17 protein-coding genes are annotated in these 19,771 nt (G+C 66.6%); 12 read left to right on the top strand and 5 right to left on the bottom strand.

Translation table 11 applies throughout. From position 1 onward, the window contains the following. Genes AB0P23_RS00755 through AB0P23_RS00735 form a run of 5 tightly spaced genes read right to left on the bottom strand, consistent with a single transcriptional unit; the run spans position 1 to position 5,003 of the window. Positions 1–1,149 carry a glycosyltransferase family 2 protein gene (locus AB0P23_RS00755; protein ID WP_363796581.1) on the bottom strand — a complete coding sequence of 383 codons (1,149 nt, stop codon included), beginning with the start codon at positions 1,147–1,149 and terminating at the stop codon, positions 1–3. 37 nt (positions 1,150–1,186) lie between these two features. Next, positions 1,187–1,921 carry a DUF3153 domain-containing protein gene (locus tag AB0P23_RS00750; RefSeq protein WP_045841254.1) on the bottom strand — a complete coding sequence of 245 codons (735 nt, stop codon included), beginning with the start codon at positions 1,919–1,921 and terminating at the stop codon, positions 1,187–1,189. Positions 1,922–1,952: 31 nt separating this feature from the next. Beyond that, positions 1,953–2,777 (bottom strand): carotenoid biosynthesis protein, encoded by an 825-nt coding sequence (locus AB0P23_RS00745; RefSeq protein ID WP_363796579.1) that lies wholly within the window; start codon positions 2,775–2,777, stop codon positions 1,953–1,955. Next, positions 2,774–4,381, bottom strand: coding sequence for an NAD(P)/FAD-dependent oxidoreductase (locus AB0P23_RS00740; protein ID WP_363796577.1), 1,608 nt, complete (start codon positions 4,379–4,381; stop codon positions 2,774–2,776). Before AB0P23_RS00740 ends, AB0P23_RS00745 begins: the two co-directional genes overlap by 4 nt. Positions 4,382–4,385: 4 nt before the next feature. Continuing rightward, positions 4,386–5,003, bottom strand: a complete 618-nt coding sequence (locus AB0P23_RS00735; protein ID WP_222084365.1) for a GNAT family N-acetyltransferase — start codon at positions 5,001–5,003, stop codon at positions 4,386–4,388. A gap of 196 nt (positions 5,004–5,199) precedes the next feature. On the opposite strand from AB0P23_RS00735, the gene AB0P23_RS00730 reads away from it, so the two are divergent. From AB0P23_RS00730 to murG, 12 genes are all read left to right on the top strand, one after another. Next, positions 5,200–5,655 (top strand): SAV_6107 family HEPN domain-containing protein, encoded by a 456-nt coding sequence (locus AB0P23_RS00730; protein ID WP_027497354.1) that lies wholly within the window; start codon positions 5,200–5,202, stop codon positions 5,653–5,655. A gap of 238 nt (positions 5,656–5,893) precedes the next feature. Beyond that, positions 5,894–6,328 (top strand): DUF3040 domain-containing protein, encoded by a 435-nt coding sequence (locus tag AB0P23_RS00725; protein WP_027497353.1) that lies wholly within the window; start codon positions 5,894–5,896, stop codon positions 6,326–6,328. 541 nt (positions 6,329–6,869) lie between these two features. Then, complete coding sequence (gene mraZ, locus AB0P23_RS00720; protein ID WP_027497352.1) at positions 6,870–7,301, top strand: division/cell wall cluster transcriptional repressor MraZ; 432 nt, start codon at positions 6,870–6,872, stop codon at positions 7,299–7,301. A 219-nt stretch (positions 7,302–7,520) separates the two neighbouring features. Then, positions 7,521–8,561 carry a 16S rRNA (cytosine(1402)-N(4))-methyltransferase RsmH gene (gene rsmH, locus AB0P23_RS00715; RefSeq protein WP_032374353.1) on the top strand — a complete coding sequence of 347 codons (1,041 nt, stop codon included), beginning with the start codon at positions 7,521–7,523 and terminating at the stop codon, positions 8,559–8,561. Then, the gene (locus AB0P23_RS00710) at positions 8,558–9,340 is read left to right on the top strand and encodes a hypothetical protein (protein WP_228139226.1); all 783 of its coding nucleotides are present in this window, start codon (positions 8,558–8,560) and stop codon (positions 9,338–9,340) included. Before rsmH ends, AB0P23_RS00710 begins: the two co-directional genes overlap by 4 nt. Before the next feature lie 62 nt (positions 9,341–9,402). After that, entirely contained in the window at positions 9,403–11,208 is a 1,806-nt protein-coding gene (locus AB0P23_RS00705) for a penicillin-binding protein 2 (RefSeq protein ID WP_155289572.1), read from the top strand. Positions 11,209–11,365: 157 nt separating this feature from the next. Continuing rightward, on the top strand, positions 11,366–12,967 hold the full coding sequence (locus AB0P23_RS00700) for a UDP-N-acetylmuramoyl-L-alanyl-D-glutamate--2,6-diaminopimelate ligase (protein ID WP_027497348.1): 1,602 nt from the start codon (positions 11,366–11,368) through the stop codon (positions 12,965–12,967). Next, the gene (murF, locus tag AB0P23_RS00695) at positions 12,964–14,487 is read left to right on the top strand and encodes a UDP-N-acetylmuramoyl-tripeptide--D-alanyl-D-alanine ligase (RefSeq protein ID WP_032387832.1); all 1,524 of its coding nucleotides are present in this window, start codon (positions 12,964–12,966) and stop codon (positions 14,485–14,487) included. The genes AB0P23_RS00700 and murF overlap by 4 nt, the downstream gene beginning before the upstream one ends. Next, positions 14,484–15,569 (top strand): phospho-N-acetylmuramoyl-pentapeptide-transferase, encoded by a 1,086-nt coding sequence (gene mraY / locus AB0P23_RS00690; RefSeq protein WP_032374350.1) that lies wholly within the window; start codon positions 14,484–14,486, stop codon positions 15,567–15,569. Before murF ends, mraY begins: the two co-directional genes overlap by 4 nt. Before the next feature lie 3 nt (positions 15,570–15,572). Then, positions 15,573–17,033, top strand: coding sequence for a UDP-N-acetylmuramoyl-L-alanine--D-glutamate ligase (gene murD, locus AB0P23_RS00685; RefSeq protein ID WP_032399979.1), 1,461 nt, complete (start codon positions 15,573–15,575; stop codon positions 17,031–17,033). Beyond that, complete coding sequence (gene ftsW / locus AB0P23_RS00680) at positions 17,030–18,610, top strand: putative lipid II flippase FtsW (RefSeq protein WP_204847477.1); 1,581 nt, start codon at positions 17,030–17,032, stop codon at positions 18,608–18,610. The genes murD and ftsW overlap by 4 nt, the downstream gene beginning before the upstream one ends. Continuing rightward, a complete protein-coding gene (gene murG / locus AB0P23_RS00675) occupies positions 18,607–19,749 on the top strand; it encodes an undecaprenyldiphospho-muramoylpentapeptide beta-N-acetylglucosaminyltransferase (protein WP_218829783.1) in 1,143 nt (380 codons plus the stop codon). Before ftsW ends, murG begins: the two co-directional genes overlap by 4 nt. The last annotated feature ends 22 nt before the right edge of the window (positions 19,750–19,771 follow it).

Raw genomic sequence — 19,771 nt, 5'->3', positions numbered from 1 at the left:
TTACGACGTCGGCATCGGACGCGACTTCCAGCTCAGCGCGCCGCGGCGTCGTCGCACGTGGGATTCCGCAACGAGCCCCACGAAGGCGAGAATCGACAGCGGGTGCACCGCGGCGTCGACGACGTCGCGAGCGCCGAATCGGGGTCCCGACTCGCGCCGACGAGATGCCACGCGCGAGATGGTCCCGGCGAGGTAACCGACGACACCCAGTCGCCGCGTCGAACCGGAACCGAAGACTGCCGCGACCGGCGGCAACAGGTAGACCGTACTCAGCGTAAGGGCAGCCGTGGCCGAACCGACGGGCCCACCGAACTCGTTCCACAGCCACCGGCTGTAACCCGCCCGAACATCGGCGGCCGAGCGGTACATCCGGCACCGTACGAACCCGGCACCGGAGGCAACCGACGTCGAGAACCCGCGTCGACGCAGGACACGCGCGATGTCCAGATCCTCGGTGGCACTCGACGCGACGCAGCTGTGGCCGCCGACGACGCGATACGCGGCGGCATCGAACGCCATGAACTGCCCACAGGCGACGGCCATCGACGGCAGCAGCGTCGCATTGCCGACCGGCACGGGCAGCGTCGACATCCACGACCACGCGAGCAGCGGTTGAACGAGGCGTTCGGCGAGACCACCCGCCACCTGCTCGGGCCAGGGGCACATCAGAGCGTCGCCGCGGCGGCGCAACCTCCTCGCCGCGGCGGCGACGGCCTCGGGTTCGAGCCGGACATCCGCGTCGACGAACATGACGATCGTCGTATCCACGTCGACCGAGTCGGCCAGTTCGGCGCACGCGGCGGCTTTACCCGTCCATCCGGGCGGCGGCGACGCGTGGGAGGTCACGACGCGGAATCGCGGATCGCCGTTCGCCGCGGTGACGGCAGCGGCTGCCGTTCCGTCGGTCGAATCGTCGTCGAGGACGACGACCTGCAGGTCGGTGCAGAATCGTTGACGCGTGAGATCGCCGATCAACGCAGGCAGCGTGTCGACTTCGTTGCGCGCGGGGATGCACACTGCGACCCGTTCGGTGACGTCACGGCTCGGTCGACGCAAACCCGGCACGAACAGCGCATTGAACACCGCGACGGCAGCGGAGGTGGAGGCGAGAACGGCAGTCGCCCGAGTCGCCCGGGTCAGGACCGTCATTCGGCGAGATCTGTCGTGCGGGACGAGATGGGGGCGATCACACCGACGTTCGGTCGTTCGACTCGCCCGTCTCGGCAGCGCGCTTACGACGGTTGCCCAACGGTGGGTTCCGCGACACCCAGGCCATGGCACCGACGATAGCGGCCACTCCGACGGTCACGCCGCCCACGATGCCCGCCCAGCCGGCGAAGCTACGAGTGTTGGGGTCCGGGTAGTTGACCTCGGCACGCACCGAGGTGACTTCGCCTGCCGGCAGCTTCCACGAGATCGAGTTGTCGCTTTCGCGAGTGCCGTTGGTGGTCCCGATACGGGCGGGAAACGCAATCGTGAACTGCACGTCGGACCCCTGCACCGGTACCGACGACAGGTCGGCGTTACCGGCGAGCGTCACGGTGTCGCCCGAACGCTGCAGGGTCAGCTGAAACGATCCGGCCGCGTTCTGGAAGATCGAACCGAGTGTCTGAACATCACCGAACGAGAGGTCGTCGAAGATGGCCTGCGACCCGACGTACCCGTCCTGGTTGTACGGCTCGACGCGGACCTTGTCCTCGATCGAGGAGGGCACCACGAGTTCGGGGCCGGTGTCGGTGTCGGAGGTGGGGACCGTCGCCGCGACGATCTGACCCGCCACCCGGTCGTTGGCCGACACACCCATCGTGACCTGGACCCGCAAGCAGCCGGCCAGCATCGGCGCGACCAGCAGCGTCAGGGCGAGCACCGAGAGAACTCGGCGTCGGCGGGTTCGAGCGGATGTTCGTGATGTCGACTGCACAGCGACATCGTGCCAGGGCGTCGCGTCGGTGTCAGTCGGCAGGGGTTGCCATCGGTGCGTGTCGGCTACGTAGAGATCCGCGACGACGTGCGATCCACAGCAACGGGATTCCGACACTACCCATGACGACGAATCCGTAGACGGCCGAGAATCGTAGTTCGGGTCCGTCGAGGAACACCGCGTGCGCGAGCGCCGAACCCAGCCACGTCCACAGGAACAGCCCGATGGGAACGACGTCGTCGGACGCGCGCGGGGCCACCACGCGGTTCACCGCTTCCATGACTGCGGCCATCAATGTCGCCACCAACAGCCAACCCGCGTAGTTGGTCAACGGGATCGACGACACACCCGGCAGTCCGACGGCACCGGACGTCCAGGTCCACTGGCCGTCGGTGACCATCTGAGGATCGAGATACAGGTCCCAGCCCACCATCCCGACTGCGACCGCGGCGATTCGGAATGCAGACGCTCGGAGCCGTGTCGCGCTGAGATGGCCGACGATGAACGTGACCGCGCACCAGATCGGATAGAACCCCGCCGTCCAGGCGAGTGGAACCACCACGGGGACCTCGAACAGGCTGGGGCCGAGTCGATTCTGCGCGTAGAAGTACTCGCCGAAGGGAAACCCGGTGGCTGTGCCGACGAGTTCGGACACGAATCCCGTTCCTGCAGTCAGGATCACGAGAGCCGCCGCCCACAGCTTTCCGCGGTACAGCACGGCGTGCGCGATCGACGCCAGCGCGAGTAGCGCGACCACCGCGATGGTCACCGCGTCCCGCGTCGAACCCGATACGAGCGGATAGCAGATCTGGGCGGCGACGGCACCGATCGCGAAGACCGTCGGGGCAATCTTCATGCTCGTCTCCTGCTGAAGAATGCGCGACGACGCCCCGCGCGTGCGTCCGCGAGTGCGATTCTCGCCGCCGAACGGCCGCTGGCCGCTGTGACGCCGCCTCCCGGGTGAGTCGACGCGCCGGTGAGATAGAGACCGTCTGCTCCGGGAACGCGGTGGCCGGCCAGTTGGGGATGAGGACGCCACATCATCATCTGGTCCAGTGACATGTCCAGGTGCATGATGTTGCCTCCGATCATTCCGAGTTCCTGCTCGATGTCCGGCGGCGACTGTACGTACCGATCGAGGACCGACGCGGCGAATCCAGGGGCGTAGCGATCGAGCTCGGCGACGATTCGATCACCCTCGACCTCGGCCAAAGAACGTTGCCCCGGTACGTTCGAGCGCCACCGGCGGCCATCGGCGAGAGTGTGCGGATGCCACTGCGACCACAGGGAGATCTGATGCTGACCCGGCGGCGCGATCGTCGGATCGAGGGCGCTGAACGACATGCCGAGAACTGCGGGTGTCGGCGGCAGCTCCCCGGCGAGGGCGTGCCCGTGAGCCAACCGCAATTGCGCGCGGTCGCGGACGAGCAGCGCGAGACCGTGGGTACCGTCCTCGATGCAGTCGGCGCTCGGGTACTGCGGCAGCGCGTCGGTGGCCAACCGAACCGCGGTACCGATCCCCGGACCCACCCGAATGGTGGAGCGCCATCGGGCCAGCTGCGCCGCGTCGTGTCCGCCCTCCGCCAGCAGGTCGAGCGTGGTCAGGATGTGACATCCGGCCACGACGATCGTGCTGTCGATCTCCCGTCCCGACGCGGTCCTCGTCGTCCAGCCGTGCGCGCGACGCGTCAGCGATACGGCGGCATCGCCGAGCGTCAGCGCTGCCCCGTCCCGGTGCAGCCGGGCGATCATCGCCTCGGTCAGTGCGCCGCTACCGCCGACGGCGCGGCCCGGTGGGAGCGTGTGCATCAGAGCCGCGAAGCCGACCATCGGGGCGGTGCCGGGCTCGGACATCGGCGGGCCGGACTGCGCTCCGAACCATGCCAGCGCAGCCTTGAGTCGCTCACTCGTGAACATTTCGTCCAGCAGGGAATCGCCGGTGGCGAGAAACTCGCGCGAGAGCGAGCTGCCGCCGTCGGGCGCACCGAGTCCCCAGAAGGATCGGAGCAGTTTGGACCCGGTGGGCGGCCCACCGAATGCGCGCATGGTGCGTTCGCTGCGCGGGCCCCACACCGAGACGAAGGAACGGTAGGCGCGCGCGTCAGCGGGCCCGCAGGCGGCAGCGATGGACTCGCACGTTCTATCGAGGCTGCGATGGAAGACGATGGCGCGTTCGGCGGTGTCGACGTCGCCCGGGGCGAATGCCCACGGATCGCAGTCGATGTAGCGCAGCCCGAATTCTTCGAGTCCGAGCTCTTCGACGATCCCGGTGTGCCTGATCATGATGTGCGCGGAGGAGCCGCGGTCGACTCGATGGCCGGGGAAGCGCTCCACCGTCGACACCGCACCGCCCGCGACGGTGTCGCGTTCGACGATCTCCACCGACATTCCGGCATCGGTCAGGTAGCAGGCAGAAGTCAGGGCATTGTGGCCGGAGCCCACCACCACAGCATCGATCACACCTTCAGGCTACGGGCCCGTCGAGCGGCAACCGGCGGCCCAGCACCGCGAAGGGGCGCCGGTCGCCGGCGAACGTGAAGTGCCGCAGTACGTCCTCGAAGCCGAGCCGTCGATACAACCGCCAGGCGCGGTTGTCCTCCTGCGCGACCTCGGGTGTGGACAACATCACAGAGTGCGCTCGGACACCGTCGAGCAGCTTGCGACAGAGACGCCCGCCGAGTCCGTGTCCTTGCGCGCTCGGTAGTACGTGCAATTCGGTCAATTCGAAGTAGTCGCCGAGGGTGGCGTCGACGTGCTGTGTCGAGTGTCCGGCGCGGCGCAATCCGTCGCGGACCTGCTGATGCCACCACTGATGGTGCGCGCCGTGATACCCGTACGCAACGGCGACCAGCGTGTCCGGCTGCGTCTTGTCGGGATTGGGCACCATGGCTCCCACCGCTCGCCAGCCCGGCCGGTGCAGATGCTCAGTCCACATCGGTGCGCGGCTGTGCTCGGTTCCGCGGGGATATCCCATGGCCTCGACGTAGATCGCCAGAGCTTCGAACAAGCGCCGACGGAATTCCTGGGGCGTCAGATCGACCACGTAGGGGGTTGTCTGCGCATCGGTGACGACGGTTCTCACCCTTTCTTCGGCAACTTGTCGGTGGGCACAGCTATATTGAATGTGTCGAACGGGTGTTCGATGATCGGGGCCGAGCGCGCCGGTGGATCACCTCGACGAACGAGGCGGATTCTCCCGGAGTTCGACTGTAAGGCTTCATCACGGTTCCAGGCGTGTCGGTAGCGCGCCCGGAGATTCGAACTGGAGGTGTTCGAGTATGACGATGACGAAGACATTCGATGTCGGCGTGCGGTCGCCGGTGTCGCGTCAGGCGCAGGTCCTGCTCGGTCGAGCCGATGCGTTGCTGTCCGAATCCATCGGTGAGCGCGATGCGGGGGACCGCTTCCTCGGAAGCTACATCGCCGCACTCAAGGGTGCTGCCGCAGTCCTGGCATCGCTGCCCAATTCGATCGGCTCGCGGCCACGTTCACGCAACGCCTGGGTTCTGATGGCGAAGGCTGCGCCGGATCTGGCGATCTGGTCCGAGTACTTCTCGTCCTTCTCCGCAACCCGCGCGGCAGTCGAGGCGGGTGCCTCGTCCGCTGTCGGAGACGTCGACGCCGACGACTTCTATCGACACGTCAGTCGTTTTCTGAACGCGGTCGAGGACCGGTTGGGCGGTCAGTCGAGGTTCCAGCCCGTCGATCCGATGGCGGCACCGCTGTCCGCATAGCCCGCCGCGTCGATTCCTCGAGTTCGAACGGACGTGAACGGCCACGTCACACGGTGTTCGACAAGTGTTTCCGAGACGTCCGTCTCGAAAACTTGGTCGTTTCTCAGGAACACATAGTGCGAGTAGGTGGTAAGCGGCCGATTCAGCTCGTATCATCGTCAGTAGGTAGCCGCCAAGGTCAGCTTCCCGTCGCTTCTGAACCGAAACGACTCTCATTATCTGTGCAGGGGGAGGTACCGTGCCACTCTCCGAGCACGAGCAGCGCATGCTCGATCAAATCGAGAGCGCTCTCTACGCCGAGGATCCCAAATTCGCGTCCCATGTGAGGGGCGGTCGCGTTCGCGCGGCGTCGAGCAAGAGGCGTTTTCAGGCTGCCGCGTTGTTCGTCGTGGGACTCGTGTTGCTCGTCGCCGGTGTAGCACTGTCGACGAACAGTCTGGGTTTTCTCGTCGTCAGCCTCATCGGCTTTCTCTTCATGTTCGGTGCCGGGGCACTGTTCTTGTTCGGCGGCTCCAAGAAGGGAGCTGCCGCGACCGGCGAAGAAGGTAGCGCAAGCGACCGAGCCGGCACGCAAGGTCGTAGTGCTCAGCCGAAATCGAGTGGTGGCCGCAAGGGCGGCAGCTTCACCTCTCGAATGGAAGACCGTTTTCGTAAGCGGTTCGATCAGGAGTGATATGACTCCGCCGTCCGGATCTTCCTGGGCCTGACGGTCACCCACCACAACTTCACCGATTCGACAGCAGCACCTCACCCTCGGGTGAGGTGCTGCTGTCGTTCCACGGCTCTTCGATACGGCGAGCATTCCGTAGCCCCTGTCGCGCGGCGTGCTCGATCAAGTGCGCCCCAGCGACGACGCGGGGCGATCGTTCCCGTGCGGTGGTTCCCGGGTGGTGGTTCCGGGGCGAACTCCCCACTTCCCCCCACAGCCGCCATTGTCCCCACTTCACCCCACCCAGTCCCCACTTTCAGGGTCCAGCTGCGCTTGTCAGGCGGGTTGTCGCACAAAGTGCCTGCTCGCGACGCCGCGCGCCCCGGGGGATTGCGTCGGCCAGATCAGGGCCGACGTCGAACGCGGCAACCTGAACGGGCAATCTTCTTGCGTCTGAGCTGCGGATATGTGGTTGTCCACAAAGTTTTCGGGCTGTGAATGGTTCGAAGTGGGGGAGAGTGGGGTAAAGTGGTCCGCAGCGGAGAGTCGAGGCTGGAGGTGGCGAGTGTTTCTCGGTACCTACACGCCGAAGCTCGACGACAAGGGTCGACTCACGTTGCCGGCCAAGTTTCGGGACGCGCTTGCGGGAGGTGTCATGGTGAGCAAGGGGCAGGATTTCAGCCTTGCTGTCTACACCGCGGCAGACTTCGCAGAGCGTTCTCGAAAGTTGACGGCGGCCTCTCGTGCCAACCCCAAAGCCCGTGCCTATGTGCGCCAGTTCTTTTCGGGAACCGACGAACAGCGGCCGGACGGACAGGGCCGTATCACCATCAGTCCCGAGCACCGTCGGTATGCGGGACTCGAACGCAACTGCGTGGTGATCGGATCGATGGACTTCATCGAGATCTGGAACGACGAAGCCTGGGCCCGCTACTCCGCCGAGAACGAGCAGGATTTCTCCGACGCGTTCGACGAATCCCTCGGAGGGATCTTGTAGACCACCGAGGCCGGCTGCGAGTGCAGCGAGGCCTCTGCCCGATCAGAACCCTGACGTTCTTCCCCAACGCCAGGTTTCGCAGATCAGGACCCTGACGTTCTTCCCCAACGCCAGGTTCCCTATCGGACAGGGACCTCGAAGCATTCGCACCGGCCGCAATGGACGACCCGCAGGGCCCGGACCCGGGCGAGAAGTACGTATACGCAACCGGGAGGGACCATGACGGAGGGAGCCGGGCCGGACGAGAACGACGCGTCCGCCGACCGCACTCACCGTCGCTCCGGCGGCCCGATCCACGTCCCCGTTCGACTCGAGCGTGCCGACGAGCTTCTCGGGCCCGCAGTGGAATCGGCGGACGACCCCGACACGACTCGGGTCATGATCGACGCCACGCTCGGACTCGGCGGTCACGCCGAACACTTTCTACGGAAGTATCCCGGTCTGCACCTCATCGGACTCGATCGCGATCCTGACGCGCTCGACAAGGCGGGTGCCAGACTGGCCGCTTTCTCGGATCGAACGACTCTGGTGCACACCACATACGAGGGCATTGCCGCCGCCCTCGACGAGGCCGGACTTCCCGCGACCTATTCCGTTCACGCCATCCTGTTCGACCTCGGAGTGTCGTCGATGCAGCTGGACGAGTCGGACCGCGGCTTCGCGTATTCCGTCGATGCACCGCTGGACATGCGGATGAATCCGACGCAGGGCATCACGGCAGCCGACGTGCTCAATACGTACTCGCACGGCGATATCGCTCGCGTGCTCAGCACCTACGGAGAAGAGCGGTTCGCAGGCAAGATCGCGTCCGCAATTCTGCGGCGACGTGAGCACACGCCGTTCACGACGAGCGGCCCGTTGGTCGAATTGCTGTATGCCGCAATACCGGCCGCGACTCGCCGCACCGGTGGGCATCCGGCAAAGCGAACTTTCCAGGCGCTGCGTATCGAGGTCAACGGGGAGCTCGATTCGCTCAAAGCCGCGGTGCCGGCCGGACTCGACGCCTTGGCCGTCGGCGGCCGCGTCGTCTTCATGTCGTATCAGTCGCTCGAAGATCGAGTTGTCAAGCAGGAGTTGGCCCCTCGGATCAAGTCTCGAAGTCCCGAGGGATTGCCGGTCGAACTTCCCGGGATGGGTCCGGAATTTCGGCTGTTGACCAGAGGTGCGGAACGCGCCTCGGACGAGGAAATCGAAGTCAACCCACGCTCGGCCCCGGTGAGGTTGCGCGCCGCCGAACGGATTGCAAGGAGAGCGGAATGACGGTTCCAGGCACAACTGTTGGAACACAACGCAATCGGGTTCCGGCTACTCGACCCGAGCGGGCCGGCCGCGGTGGTCGGTCCGGAGCCGCATTGCGCGCCTACGAGCGCAGGCAGCAGCGTGCCTCGATACATACGTCGGATTCTGCTCGCGGTTCAGCGGCCTCACTTCGCCCGACGCTCAACGGCAGCGCCATTGCGGCTCGAATCCCGTTCGTAGCCCTGGTCATCGGTCTGCTTGCCCTCGGGCTCGGCTTGACGTTGTTGTTGACGACGCGCTCGGCGGGCGACTCCTACGACCTCAGTGCCGCCAAGGCCGTCAACGCCGAGCTCGCACAACAGCGTGCCTCCTTGCAGCGTGACGTCGAGCTCGCGGAATCTGCGCCCGAGCTCGCGCGCAAAGCCGCCGCGATCGGAATGGTCCCCGCCAAGAACCCCGCCCGCCTCGTCGTAGCCCCCGAGGGCGGTGTGCAGGTCGTCGGCACGCCCGCTCCCGCCGACGGTGCGCCGGTTGCACCCCTCGATCCGCCTCCCGCCACCGGCTCGGGGGAGGGCTCGGTTCCGAGTGCGTCGACACAGAATCCCGCACAACAGTCGGCGCAGTCGCAGACTCCGAGAAGTGCGTCGCAGCCCACCAGGCCGACGGGCACAGGTGACACCCGTGCCGCCACGCCGAGTGCGCCCAATGGTGCCGGAACTGCCGCGCTTGCTGAACAATTGGTTCCCATGAGCACCCCCTCGGCTCCCGCCCCCGGCGAATCCTCCGGTGACGAGCAGTGACCAGGCCGTCGCCTGCGTCACGTCCCCGGCCCGCAGATCGAGCGCGGCCGGGACGAAAGCGTTTGGACTCGTCCACATTTCGTTTTCGGCACGGTACGGGCCGCATCTTGATGTACGTGGCCTTGGCGGTCGTCGCGGCACAGTTGCTCTGGATACAAGGATTCGATGCGCCGACACTGTCGGCCGAGTCCGCCTCGCAGCGCACCACCACCCTCGTCGATCCGGCGATGCGCGGCTCGATCCTCGATCGCAACGGAAACCCGATCGCTTTCACCATGGAAGCGAAAGCGCTGACGTTCCAGCCGGTCCGGGTTCGTAGAGAACTCGACGAGGCACGCGCGAAGGATCCGACGAAGCCGGAAACCGACAAGTACCTCGACGACATCGCCGAGCGGATCCACAGCGATCTCGGTGACGTCGTCAGCAAGAAGGATCTGCTCGCGAAACTGAAGAGCAACGACGAATTCACCTATCTGGCACGGGGTGTGGACGCCACCGTGGCGTCGAACATCAGCAAGGAATTCAAGCAGGTCGGGCTCGAACGTCAGGACATCCGCGAGTACCCGGGTGGCTCGCTCGCCGCGAACATCGTCGGGGCCACCGGGTGGGACGGACACGGCCTGCTCGGGCTCGAGGATTCGCTCGACGCCACGCTCGCCGGTACCGACGGATCGCAGACCTACGATCGCGGCTCCGACGGGGCCGTCATTCCCGGCAGCTGGCGCGACAAGCAGCCCGCGGTCAACGGCTCGAACGTGGAACTGACCATCGACGCGGACCTGCAGTACTACGTACAGCAGCAAGTGCAGCTGGCGAAAGATCTGTCCGGGGCCAAGAATGCGTCTGCCTACGTTCAGGATTCGCACACCGGCGAAGTGCTGGCCATGTCGAACGACAACACGTTCAACCCCGGAATCGGCGTCGGAAACAACGAACGGACCAAGGAGATGGGCAATCTGCCCGTCACGACGCCGTTCGAGCCCGGTTCGGTCAACAAGATCATCACTGCTGCAGCCGCTATCGAGTACGGGCTCACCACACCCGACGAGGTGCTGCAGGTACCGGGCAACATCTTCATGTCCGGTGTCTCGGTCCGGGACGCCTGGGAACACGGAGTTGCGCCGTACACCTCCACCGGAGTGTTCGGTAAGTCCTCCAACGTGGGGACTCTGATGCTGGCTCAACGTGTCGGCGAGGATCGGTATGCCGACATGCTGAACAAGTTCGGCCTGGGCCAGCGCAGCGACGTCGGCCTCCCCAACGAGAGCGCAGGCAGCGTGCCCAGCCGCGATCAGTGGTCGGGCGGTACCTTCGCCAACCTGCCGATCGGGCAGGGTCTGTCGATGACGCTCCTGCAGATGACCGGGATGTACCAGGCGATCGCCAACGACGGTGTGCGCATCCCGCCTCGGATCGTCGCGGCAACGGTGGACGCCAACGGCGAACGATCCGAGACGCCGCGACCCGACGGGGTGTACGTGGTCAGTTCCGATACGGCGAAGACGGTCCGCAACATGTTCCGGTCGGTCACCCAGGACGACACTGGAAATCAGCGCGGTACCGGAGTCGCCGCGGGTGTCGAGGGCTACCAGATCAGTGGTAAGACCGGCACGGCCCAGCAGGTCGATCCCGAGTGCAAGTGCTACTCGAACTCGAAGTACTGGATCACGTTCGCGGGTATCGCTCCGGCCGACGATCCTCGCTACGTGATCGGGATCATGCTGGACGCGCCGTCCCGCAGTGCCGACGGCTCGGGAGGGCAATCGGCCGCACCGCTGTTCCACAACATCGCCAGCTGGCTGTTGCAGCGCGACAGTGTTCCGATGTCCGCAGACCCGGGCCCCAAGTTGGTTCTTCAGGCCGACTGAGGCTCGAATCTGTCGGTCCGGGAATCGGGGCGGCAGCATGCCGATCGCGGTCGCCGGTAATCTGACACATCGGCTCGAGGCGTGTTCGTCGATCAGCCACCGCAGCGTGTTCGAGCTGACGCAGTGTGCGGTGGCAGTACAGAGGAAGGGAGCAGGAGTGACTGTGTCATCGGATTCACAACCCGCTCCGGGGTCTCGGCCGGCGAATCCGCCGCACACCGACGTATCCGACGTGGCGTCCGCTGTCGGTGCAACGATCGAGTGGGGACACCTCGACGGAGTGCAGGTCACCGGAATCGATCTGCGAGCGCAGTCCGTTCGTCCCGGCGATCTCTTCGCCGCGCTACCCGGATCCGCTCGGCACGGAGCCGAGTTCACCGCCGACGCGATCGAGCGGGGTGCAGCGGCGGTCTTCACCGACCCATCCGGTGCCGACATCGTCCGCCGCGTCCTCGCCACCGCCGATCGCCAGGTTCCTGTCCTCGTGCACGACCGACCACGCCAGGTGCTCGGAACCGTGTCCGCCCTCGTGTACGGCAATCCGTCGTCGAAGATGACGGTCGTCGGAATCACCGGCACGTCGGGCAAGACGACGACCGCGTACCTCGTGGAGGCCGGCCTGACAACCGCAGGCCGCCGCTGCGGACTGATCGGCACGATCGAGACCCGCGTAGTGGGCCGGCACGTACCGAGCGCTCTCACCACCCCCGAGGCTCCGCAGTTGCACGCGCTCTTCGCCGTCATGGTCGAGGCCGGAGTCGACACCGTGGTGATGGAAGTGTCCTCCCATGCGTTGTCCCTCGGCCGAGTCGACGGCACCGACTTCGCGGTCGGCGCGTTCACCAACCTGTCCCAGGATCATCTCGACTTCCACGACTCGCTCGAGGACTACTTTCTGGCCAAGAGCCGGCTGTTCGGGGTCGATTCGCCGGTACGGGCAGACACAGCGGTCGTGTGCGTCGACGATGCCTGGGGCGTGCGGATGGCCGATATCGCCCGGTCGGCAGGATCCACGGTCGTCACGGTGTCCACCGGTGCCGACTCGCAGTGGACCGTCTCCGAGTGGGCCAAGCACGACGACGGAACGCAGTCGTTCACCGTTGCCGATCCGAACGGAACGTCGTTGCCGGTGTCGGTGCGTCTGCCGGGTCGCTACAACGTCGCCAACGCCGTGCTCGCGCTCGCGACCTGCGAAGCGGCAGGCGTGGATGCCGCGACGGCGGCGCCCGGAATCGCGACCGTCGACGTGCCCGGTCGAGTGCAACGAATCGATCGCGGCCAGGACTTCCTCGCGGTGGTCGACTACGCCCACAAGCCCGCTGCGGTCGAAGCGGTGCTGGCGACTCTGCGAGAGTCGTCCCGTGGACGTATCGCCGTCGTGTTGGGTGCCGGCGGGGATCGAGACACCGCCAAGCGCCCTCTGATGGGCGCGGCCGGAGCGCGCGGTGCCGATCTGCTCGTGGTGACCGACGACAATCCGCGCAGTGAGGATCCGGCAGCGATACGGCATGCCGTCGAAGACGGTGCACTGTCGGTGCCCGACGACGCTCGTGGCGAAGTACGAAATGTCGAAGGCCGCGCAGCGGCGATAGAACAAGCCGTGGCGTGGGCACGTGAGGGGGACGTTGTGTTGATCGCAGGTAAAGGACACGAGACGGGCCAGGAGGTGGCGGGGGTGAAGTATCCGTTCGACGACCGAGTGGTACTCGCATCGGCCATCGACGCACGACTGGTCACCACGAGCGCAGGCGCACGGTGATACCGCTCTCGATCGCTCGCATCGCCGAGATCGTCGGCGGCGAACTGCACGACGTGGCGGACCCGACGGTGCTGGTCGCCGGGCCGGTGGAGTTCGACTCACGCAAGGTCACACCCGGCAGTGTCTTTCTCGCCCTGCCCGGTGCCAAGGTGGACGGCCACGAGCACGCGGCCGACGCCGTGGCCGCAGGCGCTGCTGTCGTTCTCGCGGCGCGTCCGGTAGGCGTCCCGGCTGTCGTCGTTCGGCCGGCACCGCACTCGAGCCGTGCGATGGCACTCGAACACGACCCGGAGGGGGCCGGCGCTGCGGTGCTGACCGCGCTCGGTGCGTTGGCCCGGGAATCGGTGCTCGAACTGACCGCGCGCCACGACCTGACCGTGGTGGGCGTGACGGGGTCGTCGGGCAAGACGTCGACGAAGGATCTCATCTCGGCGGTGCTGCGTCCGCTCGGATCCGTGGTGGCCCCACCCGGATCGTTCAACAACGAACTCGGGCATCCATGGACTGCTCTGCGGGCCGACGCCGATACCGACTTCCTCGCCCTCGAGCTGTCCGCCCGGGGAATCGGCCACATCGCCGAGCTCGCCAGGCTTGCGCCGCCGCGGATCGGGGTGGTCCTCAACGTCGGAACCGCGCACCTCGGCGAGTTCGGTTCACGTGCCGCCATCGCGTTGGCCAAGGGCGAATTGGTCGAGGCACTGCCCGCTGCCGCGGACGGCGGCGTGGCGATCCTCAACATCGACGATCGTCTGGTCGCCGAGATGGCGACACGCACGAAGGCGGCCGTCGTCACCGTCGGACTCAACGCGGACGCCGACGTCCGGGCCGTCGACGTCGTGGTCGACACCGATGCGCGAGCGTCGTTCACCCTCGTGTGTGCGGCAGGCACAGCGCACATCACCCTGGCGGTGCACGGTGAACATCAGGTGGGCAACGCCCTGGCTGCCGCGGCCGTCGCGCTCGAGTGCGGGGCCGGCGTGGCCCAGGTTGCCGAAGCGCTCTCGACCGCGGTACCCACCTCGATCCGCCGGATGGATGTACGCACCCGCGCGGACGGCGTCACCGTCATCAACGACTCGTACAACGCGAATCCCGATTCGATGCGGGCCGCCCTCAAGGCGCTGGTGTCGATGTCGCGGCGTGATGACGGGCCGAAGCGGCGCAGTTGGGCGGTGCTGGGGGAGATGGGCGAGCTAGGCGGCGAATCGGTGGTGGAGCACGATGCGATCGGTCGGCTCGCCGTCCGCCTGGACGTCGATCGGTTGATCATCGTCGATTCGGGTCGGCCCACGCGTGCGCTGCATCAGGGTGCCGTCATGGAAGGGTCCTGGGGCGAGGAATCGATGCTCGTACCCGACCGCGAGACCGCCATCGCCGTGCTCGAGGACGAGGTTCGCGCCGGCGACATCGTTCTGGTGAAGGCCTCGCAGTCGGGCGCGATGTGGACCGTTGCCGACGCCCTGTTGGCCGAACCGTCGGCCGACGCCCTGTTGGCCGAACCGTCGGAGGGCGAGCAGTGAGACAGATCCTGTTCGCCGGAGGGATCGCACTTGCAGTCGCAATTCTGCTGACTCCGGTGCTCATCAAGACCTTCTCGAAACAGGGCTTCGGCCAGGAGATCCGGGTCGAGGGCCCGGCGAGCCATCAGTCCAAGCGCGGTACTCCCACCATGGGCGGCGTGGCGATCCTGGTCGGGATCTGGGCCGGCTACTGGGGCTCGCACCTGATCGGCATCGGATACGACGCCGAGGGGCCGTCGGCCTCGGCTCTACTCGTACTCGGCCTGACCACCGTGCTCGGCCTCGTCGGCTTTCTCGACGACTTCATCAAGATTCGTAAGCAGCGGAACCTCGGTCTGAACGCCACCGGCAAGTACGTCGGCCAGATCACCGCGGCGGTGCTGTTCGCCATCCTGGTCCTGCAGTTTCGCAGCGACGACGGATTGACTCCGGGCAGCACTCAACTGTCGTATGTGCGCGACATCGCAACGTGGTCGATGTCGGCTGCTGTCTTCGTGTTCTTCGTCTGTCTGCTGGTGATCGCGTGGTCCAACTCGGTCAATCTCACCGACGGCCTCGACGGCCTGGCGGCCGGGTCCATGACATTGGTCCTCGGGGCGTACACCGTCATCACCTTCTGGCAGTACCGGCAGGCGTGTGCAGGGCCTGCCGGTCCTGCGCCGGGTTGCTACGACGTACGCGACCCTCTCGACCTGGCGCTGGTGTGCGCGTCGGCGGCCGGTGCCTGCATCGGTTTCCTGTGGTGGAACGCCGCGCCCGCCAAGATCTTCATGGGCGATACCGGATCCCTCGCTCTGGGCGGCCTGATCGCAGGACTGTCCGTGGTCACCAAGACCGAACTGATCATGGTGGTCATCGGCGCGTTGTTCGTCGCCGAAGCAGCGTCGGTCGTCATCCAGGTTGCAGTGTTCCGGTCGAGTCGGCGACGCGTGTTCCGAATGGCCCCGTTCCATCACCACTTCGAGTTGGCCGGTTGGGCCGAGACGACGGTCATCATCAGGTTCTGGTTGCTCGCCGCGATTGCCTCGGCCGTCGGCTTGGCACTGTTCTACAGCGAATACCTCGCGGCTGTGGGCGGTTAGGCGATGACCGAAGCCTCGACCGATCTGTCCTGGTTGCGCGGTAGTTCCGTGCTGGTCACCGGTGCGCGCATCTCCGGGCTGGCCGTCGTACGCCCACTGCTGGACCTCGGCGCACTCGTGACCGTCACCGACTCGAACCGAGCTGCGCTCGACGAGGCGTCGGCGCTCGGTGCTGCCGTAGTGGTTCAGGACGATCTGCTCGCCGATTCGAACGCGATCGCGGCCTTTGCGCTCGTCGTCACCAGTCCCGGGTTCCGGCCGGACTCTCCGGTGCTGGCTGCGGCCGCCGACCACGGCGTCCCGGTGTGGGGCGACGTGGAGTTCTCGTGGCATCTCGACCGCGCCGAGGTGTACGGCCCGCGAGCTCGCTGGCTGGTGGTCACCGGCACGAACGGTAAGACGACCACCACCTCGATGCTCGCGTCGATCCTCGTCGCTGCCGGAATCGACTCCGTCGCCTGCGGAAACATCGGCCTCCCCATCGCCGACGCGTTGCGCGGTACCCCGCATCCCCGTGTCCTCGCGGTCGAGCTGTCGTCCTTCCAGTTGTTCTGGGCACCGTCGGTTCGTCCCGCGGCGGGGGTGGTGCTCAACATTGCCGAGGATCATTTGGATTGGCACGGGGGCATGGACGGGTACGTCCAGGCCAAGGCGCGCGCGTTGAGCGGGGACGTCGGGGTCGTGGGACTCGACGATGCGGTGGCGGCCGGTCTGCGGGCGGGGGCACCTGCTGAGACGGTCGTCGGTTTCCGGCTGGACGAACCCGCCGCGGGCGAGTTGGGAGTGCGGGCGGGAATGCTCGTCGACCGTGCGTTCGGGGACAACGTCGAGTTGCTCCGGGCCGACGAGGTGGAACCGAGTGGCCCGTCCGGTGTGCTCGACGCGTTGGCCGCGGCTGCGTTGGCGCGATCGATCGGTGTCGACGCCGAGGCCGTCCGAAACGGTTTGCGGACGTACCGGGTGGGACCGCATCGGGCCGCAGTGGTGCGTGAACTCGCTGGGGTGACGTTCGTCGACGATTCCAAGGCGACGAATCCGCATGCCGCGCGCTCGTCGATCCTCGCGCACGATCGGGTCGTGTGGATCGCGGGCGGGTTGTTGAAGGGTGCGGTGATCGACGATCTGGTCGTCGAAATCGCCGATCGGCTCGTGGCTGCGGTGGTGTTGGGCCGCGATGGGATGCAGATCGCAGAGGCTTTGGCGCGACACGCCCCCGATGTTCCGGTCGTCAGGCTCCCTTCGGGAGACGATGCTGGTGTGACTCATGAGGCTGAAGATGCAGATGCGGTGATGCGAGCGGCCGTCGACCACGCTGCGGGGTTCGCCGCCTCCGGCGATACCGTCCTGCTGGCCCCCGCGGCTGCGTCGTTGGACATGTTCGTCGATTACGGTCACCGCGGCCGAAGCTTCGCCGAGTCCGTCGAGCGCCTCGACATCGCCGCCCTCGGATCGCCGCGATCGTGACCACCGCAGCTCGACCGGCGCGTCCACCTCGTCGCACCACCACGCCGCGCACCCGAATCGGACTGTGGTTCGGTCGGCCGCTGGCGTCGTTCCACCTCATCGTCACGATCGCGGTGCTGCTCACCGTGCTCGGACTGGTGATGGTGCTGTCCGCGTCGTCGGCCGAATCGTTCGCAGCCGACGAGTCCGGCTACGCGCTGTTCACGCAACAGCTGATCGGTGTCGCATTGGGTGTGGTCGCGTTCTATGCGGCGCTTCGACTGCCGGTGCGATACCTGCGCAAATTGTCGTTCCCGCTCTTCCTGGTCTCGATCACGATGTTGATGCTGGTGTTGATCCCCGGTATCGGTGCCGAGCGTCAGGGCGCACGGCGTTGGTTCGACTTCGGTGTCGTCTCGTTCCAGCCGTCCGAGCTGGCGAAGGTCGCGTTGGTTCTGTGGGGAGCGCACCTGCTGGCCTCCCGTCGCAGCGAGCACGGCAACATCAAGTCACTGCTGGTGCCGTTGCTGCCTGCGGGCCTGCTCATGTGTCTGCTCGTCGTGCTCCAGCCCAACCTCAGTACCGCGATCGCCCTGGGCATCATTCTCGTCGCACTGCTGTGGTTCGCCGGCCTCAACGCCCGGCTGTTCGGAGCAGTCCTGGTGACCGGTTTGGCTCTGGCGACCGTGCTCGCGTTCACCGCCGGCTACCGCTCGAACCGCGTCAAGGCCTGGCTCAACCCGGGGGAGGACACCCAGGGTCTGTCGTATCAGTCCACCCAGGCCAAGTACTCCTTGGCCGACGGCGGACTCTTCGGTCGCGGATTGGGACAGAGTCGCGCGAAATGGAGCTACCTCCCCAACGCGCACAACGACTTCATCTTCGCGATCATCGGCGAGGAGCTCGGCATGATCGGCTGCCTTGCCGTCATCGGATTGTTCGGTCTCTTCGTCTACACCGGCCTACGCATCGCGATGCGGTCGGTCGATCCGTTCCTGCGTCTGTTGACTGCAGGCGCAACGTGCTGGGTGTTCGGTCAGGCCATGATCAACATCGGCTATGTGGTCGGGCTGCTGCCGGTGACCGGTCTGCAGCTTCCGCTGGTGTCCTACGGCGGTACGTCCACGGCCATCACGCTGTTGATGTTCGGGATCATCGCCAGTGCGGCCCGACACGAACCGGAAGCCATCGCCGCACTGCACGCCGGGCAAGAGGGTCGTATCGCCCGAGCTCTGAGATTGCCGCTGCCTGCTGTCTTCTCACCGAAGCGGGCCGCGATGGCACGCTCCAAATCGACCCGTCCCACGTTGGCGGCGCAGGATCGCACACGTCTCGAGTCCCGCAAGAACAAGGACGGCCGCGGGGCACGGTCACCCGAGCCCGGACGTACCCGGGTGTCGAGTTCACGGGTGGACACGGCCGGCCCCAACGGGTCGGTCAGGAACGCACCCCGTGGCCACGCCCGCCGTGCCGAGCCCCAACGCCGAGACACCGGCAGCGGGTACGCCGCCGGACCTCGGTCGCCGTATCGGCCGCGTCCGGAACCGCAACCCGGTCGTCCGCCGGTCCGCTCGGGTGAGCGAGGATATCGACGGTGAAGCAGACATCGAGGCCGATATCCGTGGTGGTGGCCGGAGGCGGAACCGCCGGACACATCGAGCCCGCGCTCGCCGTGGCCGACGCCCTACGCGAGCTCGACCCCACCGTCACCGTCACGGCCCTCGGCAGCAGCCGGGGGCTCGAAACGACACTGGTACCCGCCCGCGGCTACGCGCTGGAACTGATACCGCCCGTGCCGCTGCCGCGCAAGCCCACTCTCGACCTGGTGAAGTTACCGGTTCGGGTCGCACGGTCGGTGCGTCGAACCCGGGAGATCTTCGCTGCGGTCGAGGCCGATGTACTGGTCGGCTTCGGCGGCTACGTCGCGCTTCCTGCGTATCTCGCTGCCCGCGGTCGTCTTCTCGGTCGCGGCGGCCGTATTCCGGTGATCATTCACGAGGCCAATGCCCGCGCCGGCATCGCGAACAAGGTCGGTGCACGCAGCGCCGAACGAGTCCTTGCCGCCGTCGCCGGATCTGGTATCTCTGCACCGGGGTCCGAGGATGCAGAAGTGATCGGAATTCCGGTGCGGCCCACCATCACCGGTCTCGATCGCGCAGCGATGCGGTCGCAGGCTCGCGCTCATTTCGGTCTGCCCGAACACGGGCCGGTGCTGCTGGTGTTCGGCGGTTCACAGGGCGCGCGTTCACTCAACGACGCAGTGTCCGGTGCCTCGGCCGCCCTTGCCGCCGCCGGCATCTCGGTTCTGCACGCACACGGTCCCAAGAACACACTGGACGCGGAGCAGAGCAATCCGGATGCTCCGTACGTCGCAGTGCCCTACATCGACCGGATGGACCTGGCCTACGCGGCGGCCGACCTCGCGATCTGCCGGTCCGGTGCCATGACGGTCGCCGAAGTCTCCGCGACCGGGCTTCCTGCCGTGTACGTGCCTCTACCGCACGGCAACGGTGAGCAGGAGCTCAATGCCCGTCCCGTCGTCGACGCCGGAGGTGGCATCCTGGTAGCCGACGCGACGCTGAGCGCGCAGTACGTGACCGACACGGTCGTCGCTTTGGTGGCCGACACCGAGCGCATCGCCGCGATGTCCCGTGCTGCGGCAGGAGCCGGTCACAAGGGTGCTGCGGCTGCCGTTGCGCAGATCGTGCTCGATACCGCGCACGCGGCGCGGCGCTGAACCGGGCGGCGACGAGAATGCC

This window comes from Rhodococcus sp. NPDC077669, assembly GCF_040686915.1.
Classification (GTDB): domain Bacteria; phylum Actinomycetota; class Actinomycetes; order Mycobacteriales; family Mycobacteriaceae; genus Rhodococcoides; species Rhodococcoides fascians.
The sequence above is the reverse complement of the archived record's forward strand: the minus strand, read 5'-3'. Positions and strand labels throughout refer to the sequence as shown.

Excerpts from the sequence above, each read along its gene's own strand:
- AB0P23_RS00755 (WP_363796581.1), bottom strand. The coding sequence starts at position 1,149 with ATGACGGTCCTGACCCGGGCGACTCGGGCGACTGCCGTTCTCGCCTCC.
- AB0P23_RS00745 (WP_363796579.1), bottom strand. The coding sequence starts at position 2,777 with ATGAAGATTGCCCCGACGGTCTTCGCGATCGGTGCCGTCGCCGCCCAG.
- AB0P23_RS00730 (WP_027497354.1), top strand. The coding sequence starts at position 5,200 with ATGACGATGACGAAGACATTCGATGTCGGCGTGCGGTCGCCGGTGTCG.
- rsmH (WP_032374353.1), top strand. The coding sequence starts at position 7,521 with ATGACGGAGGGAGCCGGGCCGGACGAGAACGACGCGTCCGCCGACCGC.
- AB0P23_RS00710 (WP_228139226.1), top strand. The coding sequence starts at position 8,558 with ATGACGGTTCCAGGCACAACTGTTGGAACACAACGCAATCGGGTTCCG.
- murD (WP_032399979.1), top strand. The coding sequence starts at position 15,573 with ATGACCGAAGCCTCGACCGATCTGTCCTGGTTGCGCGGTAGTTCCGTG.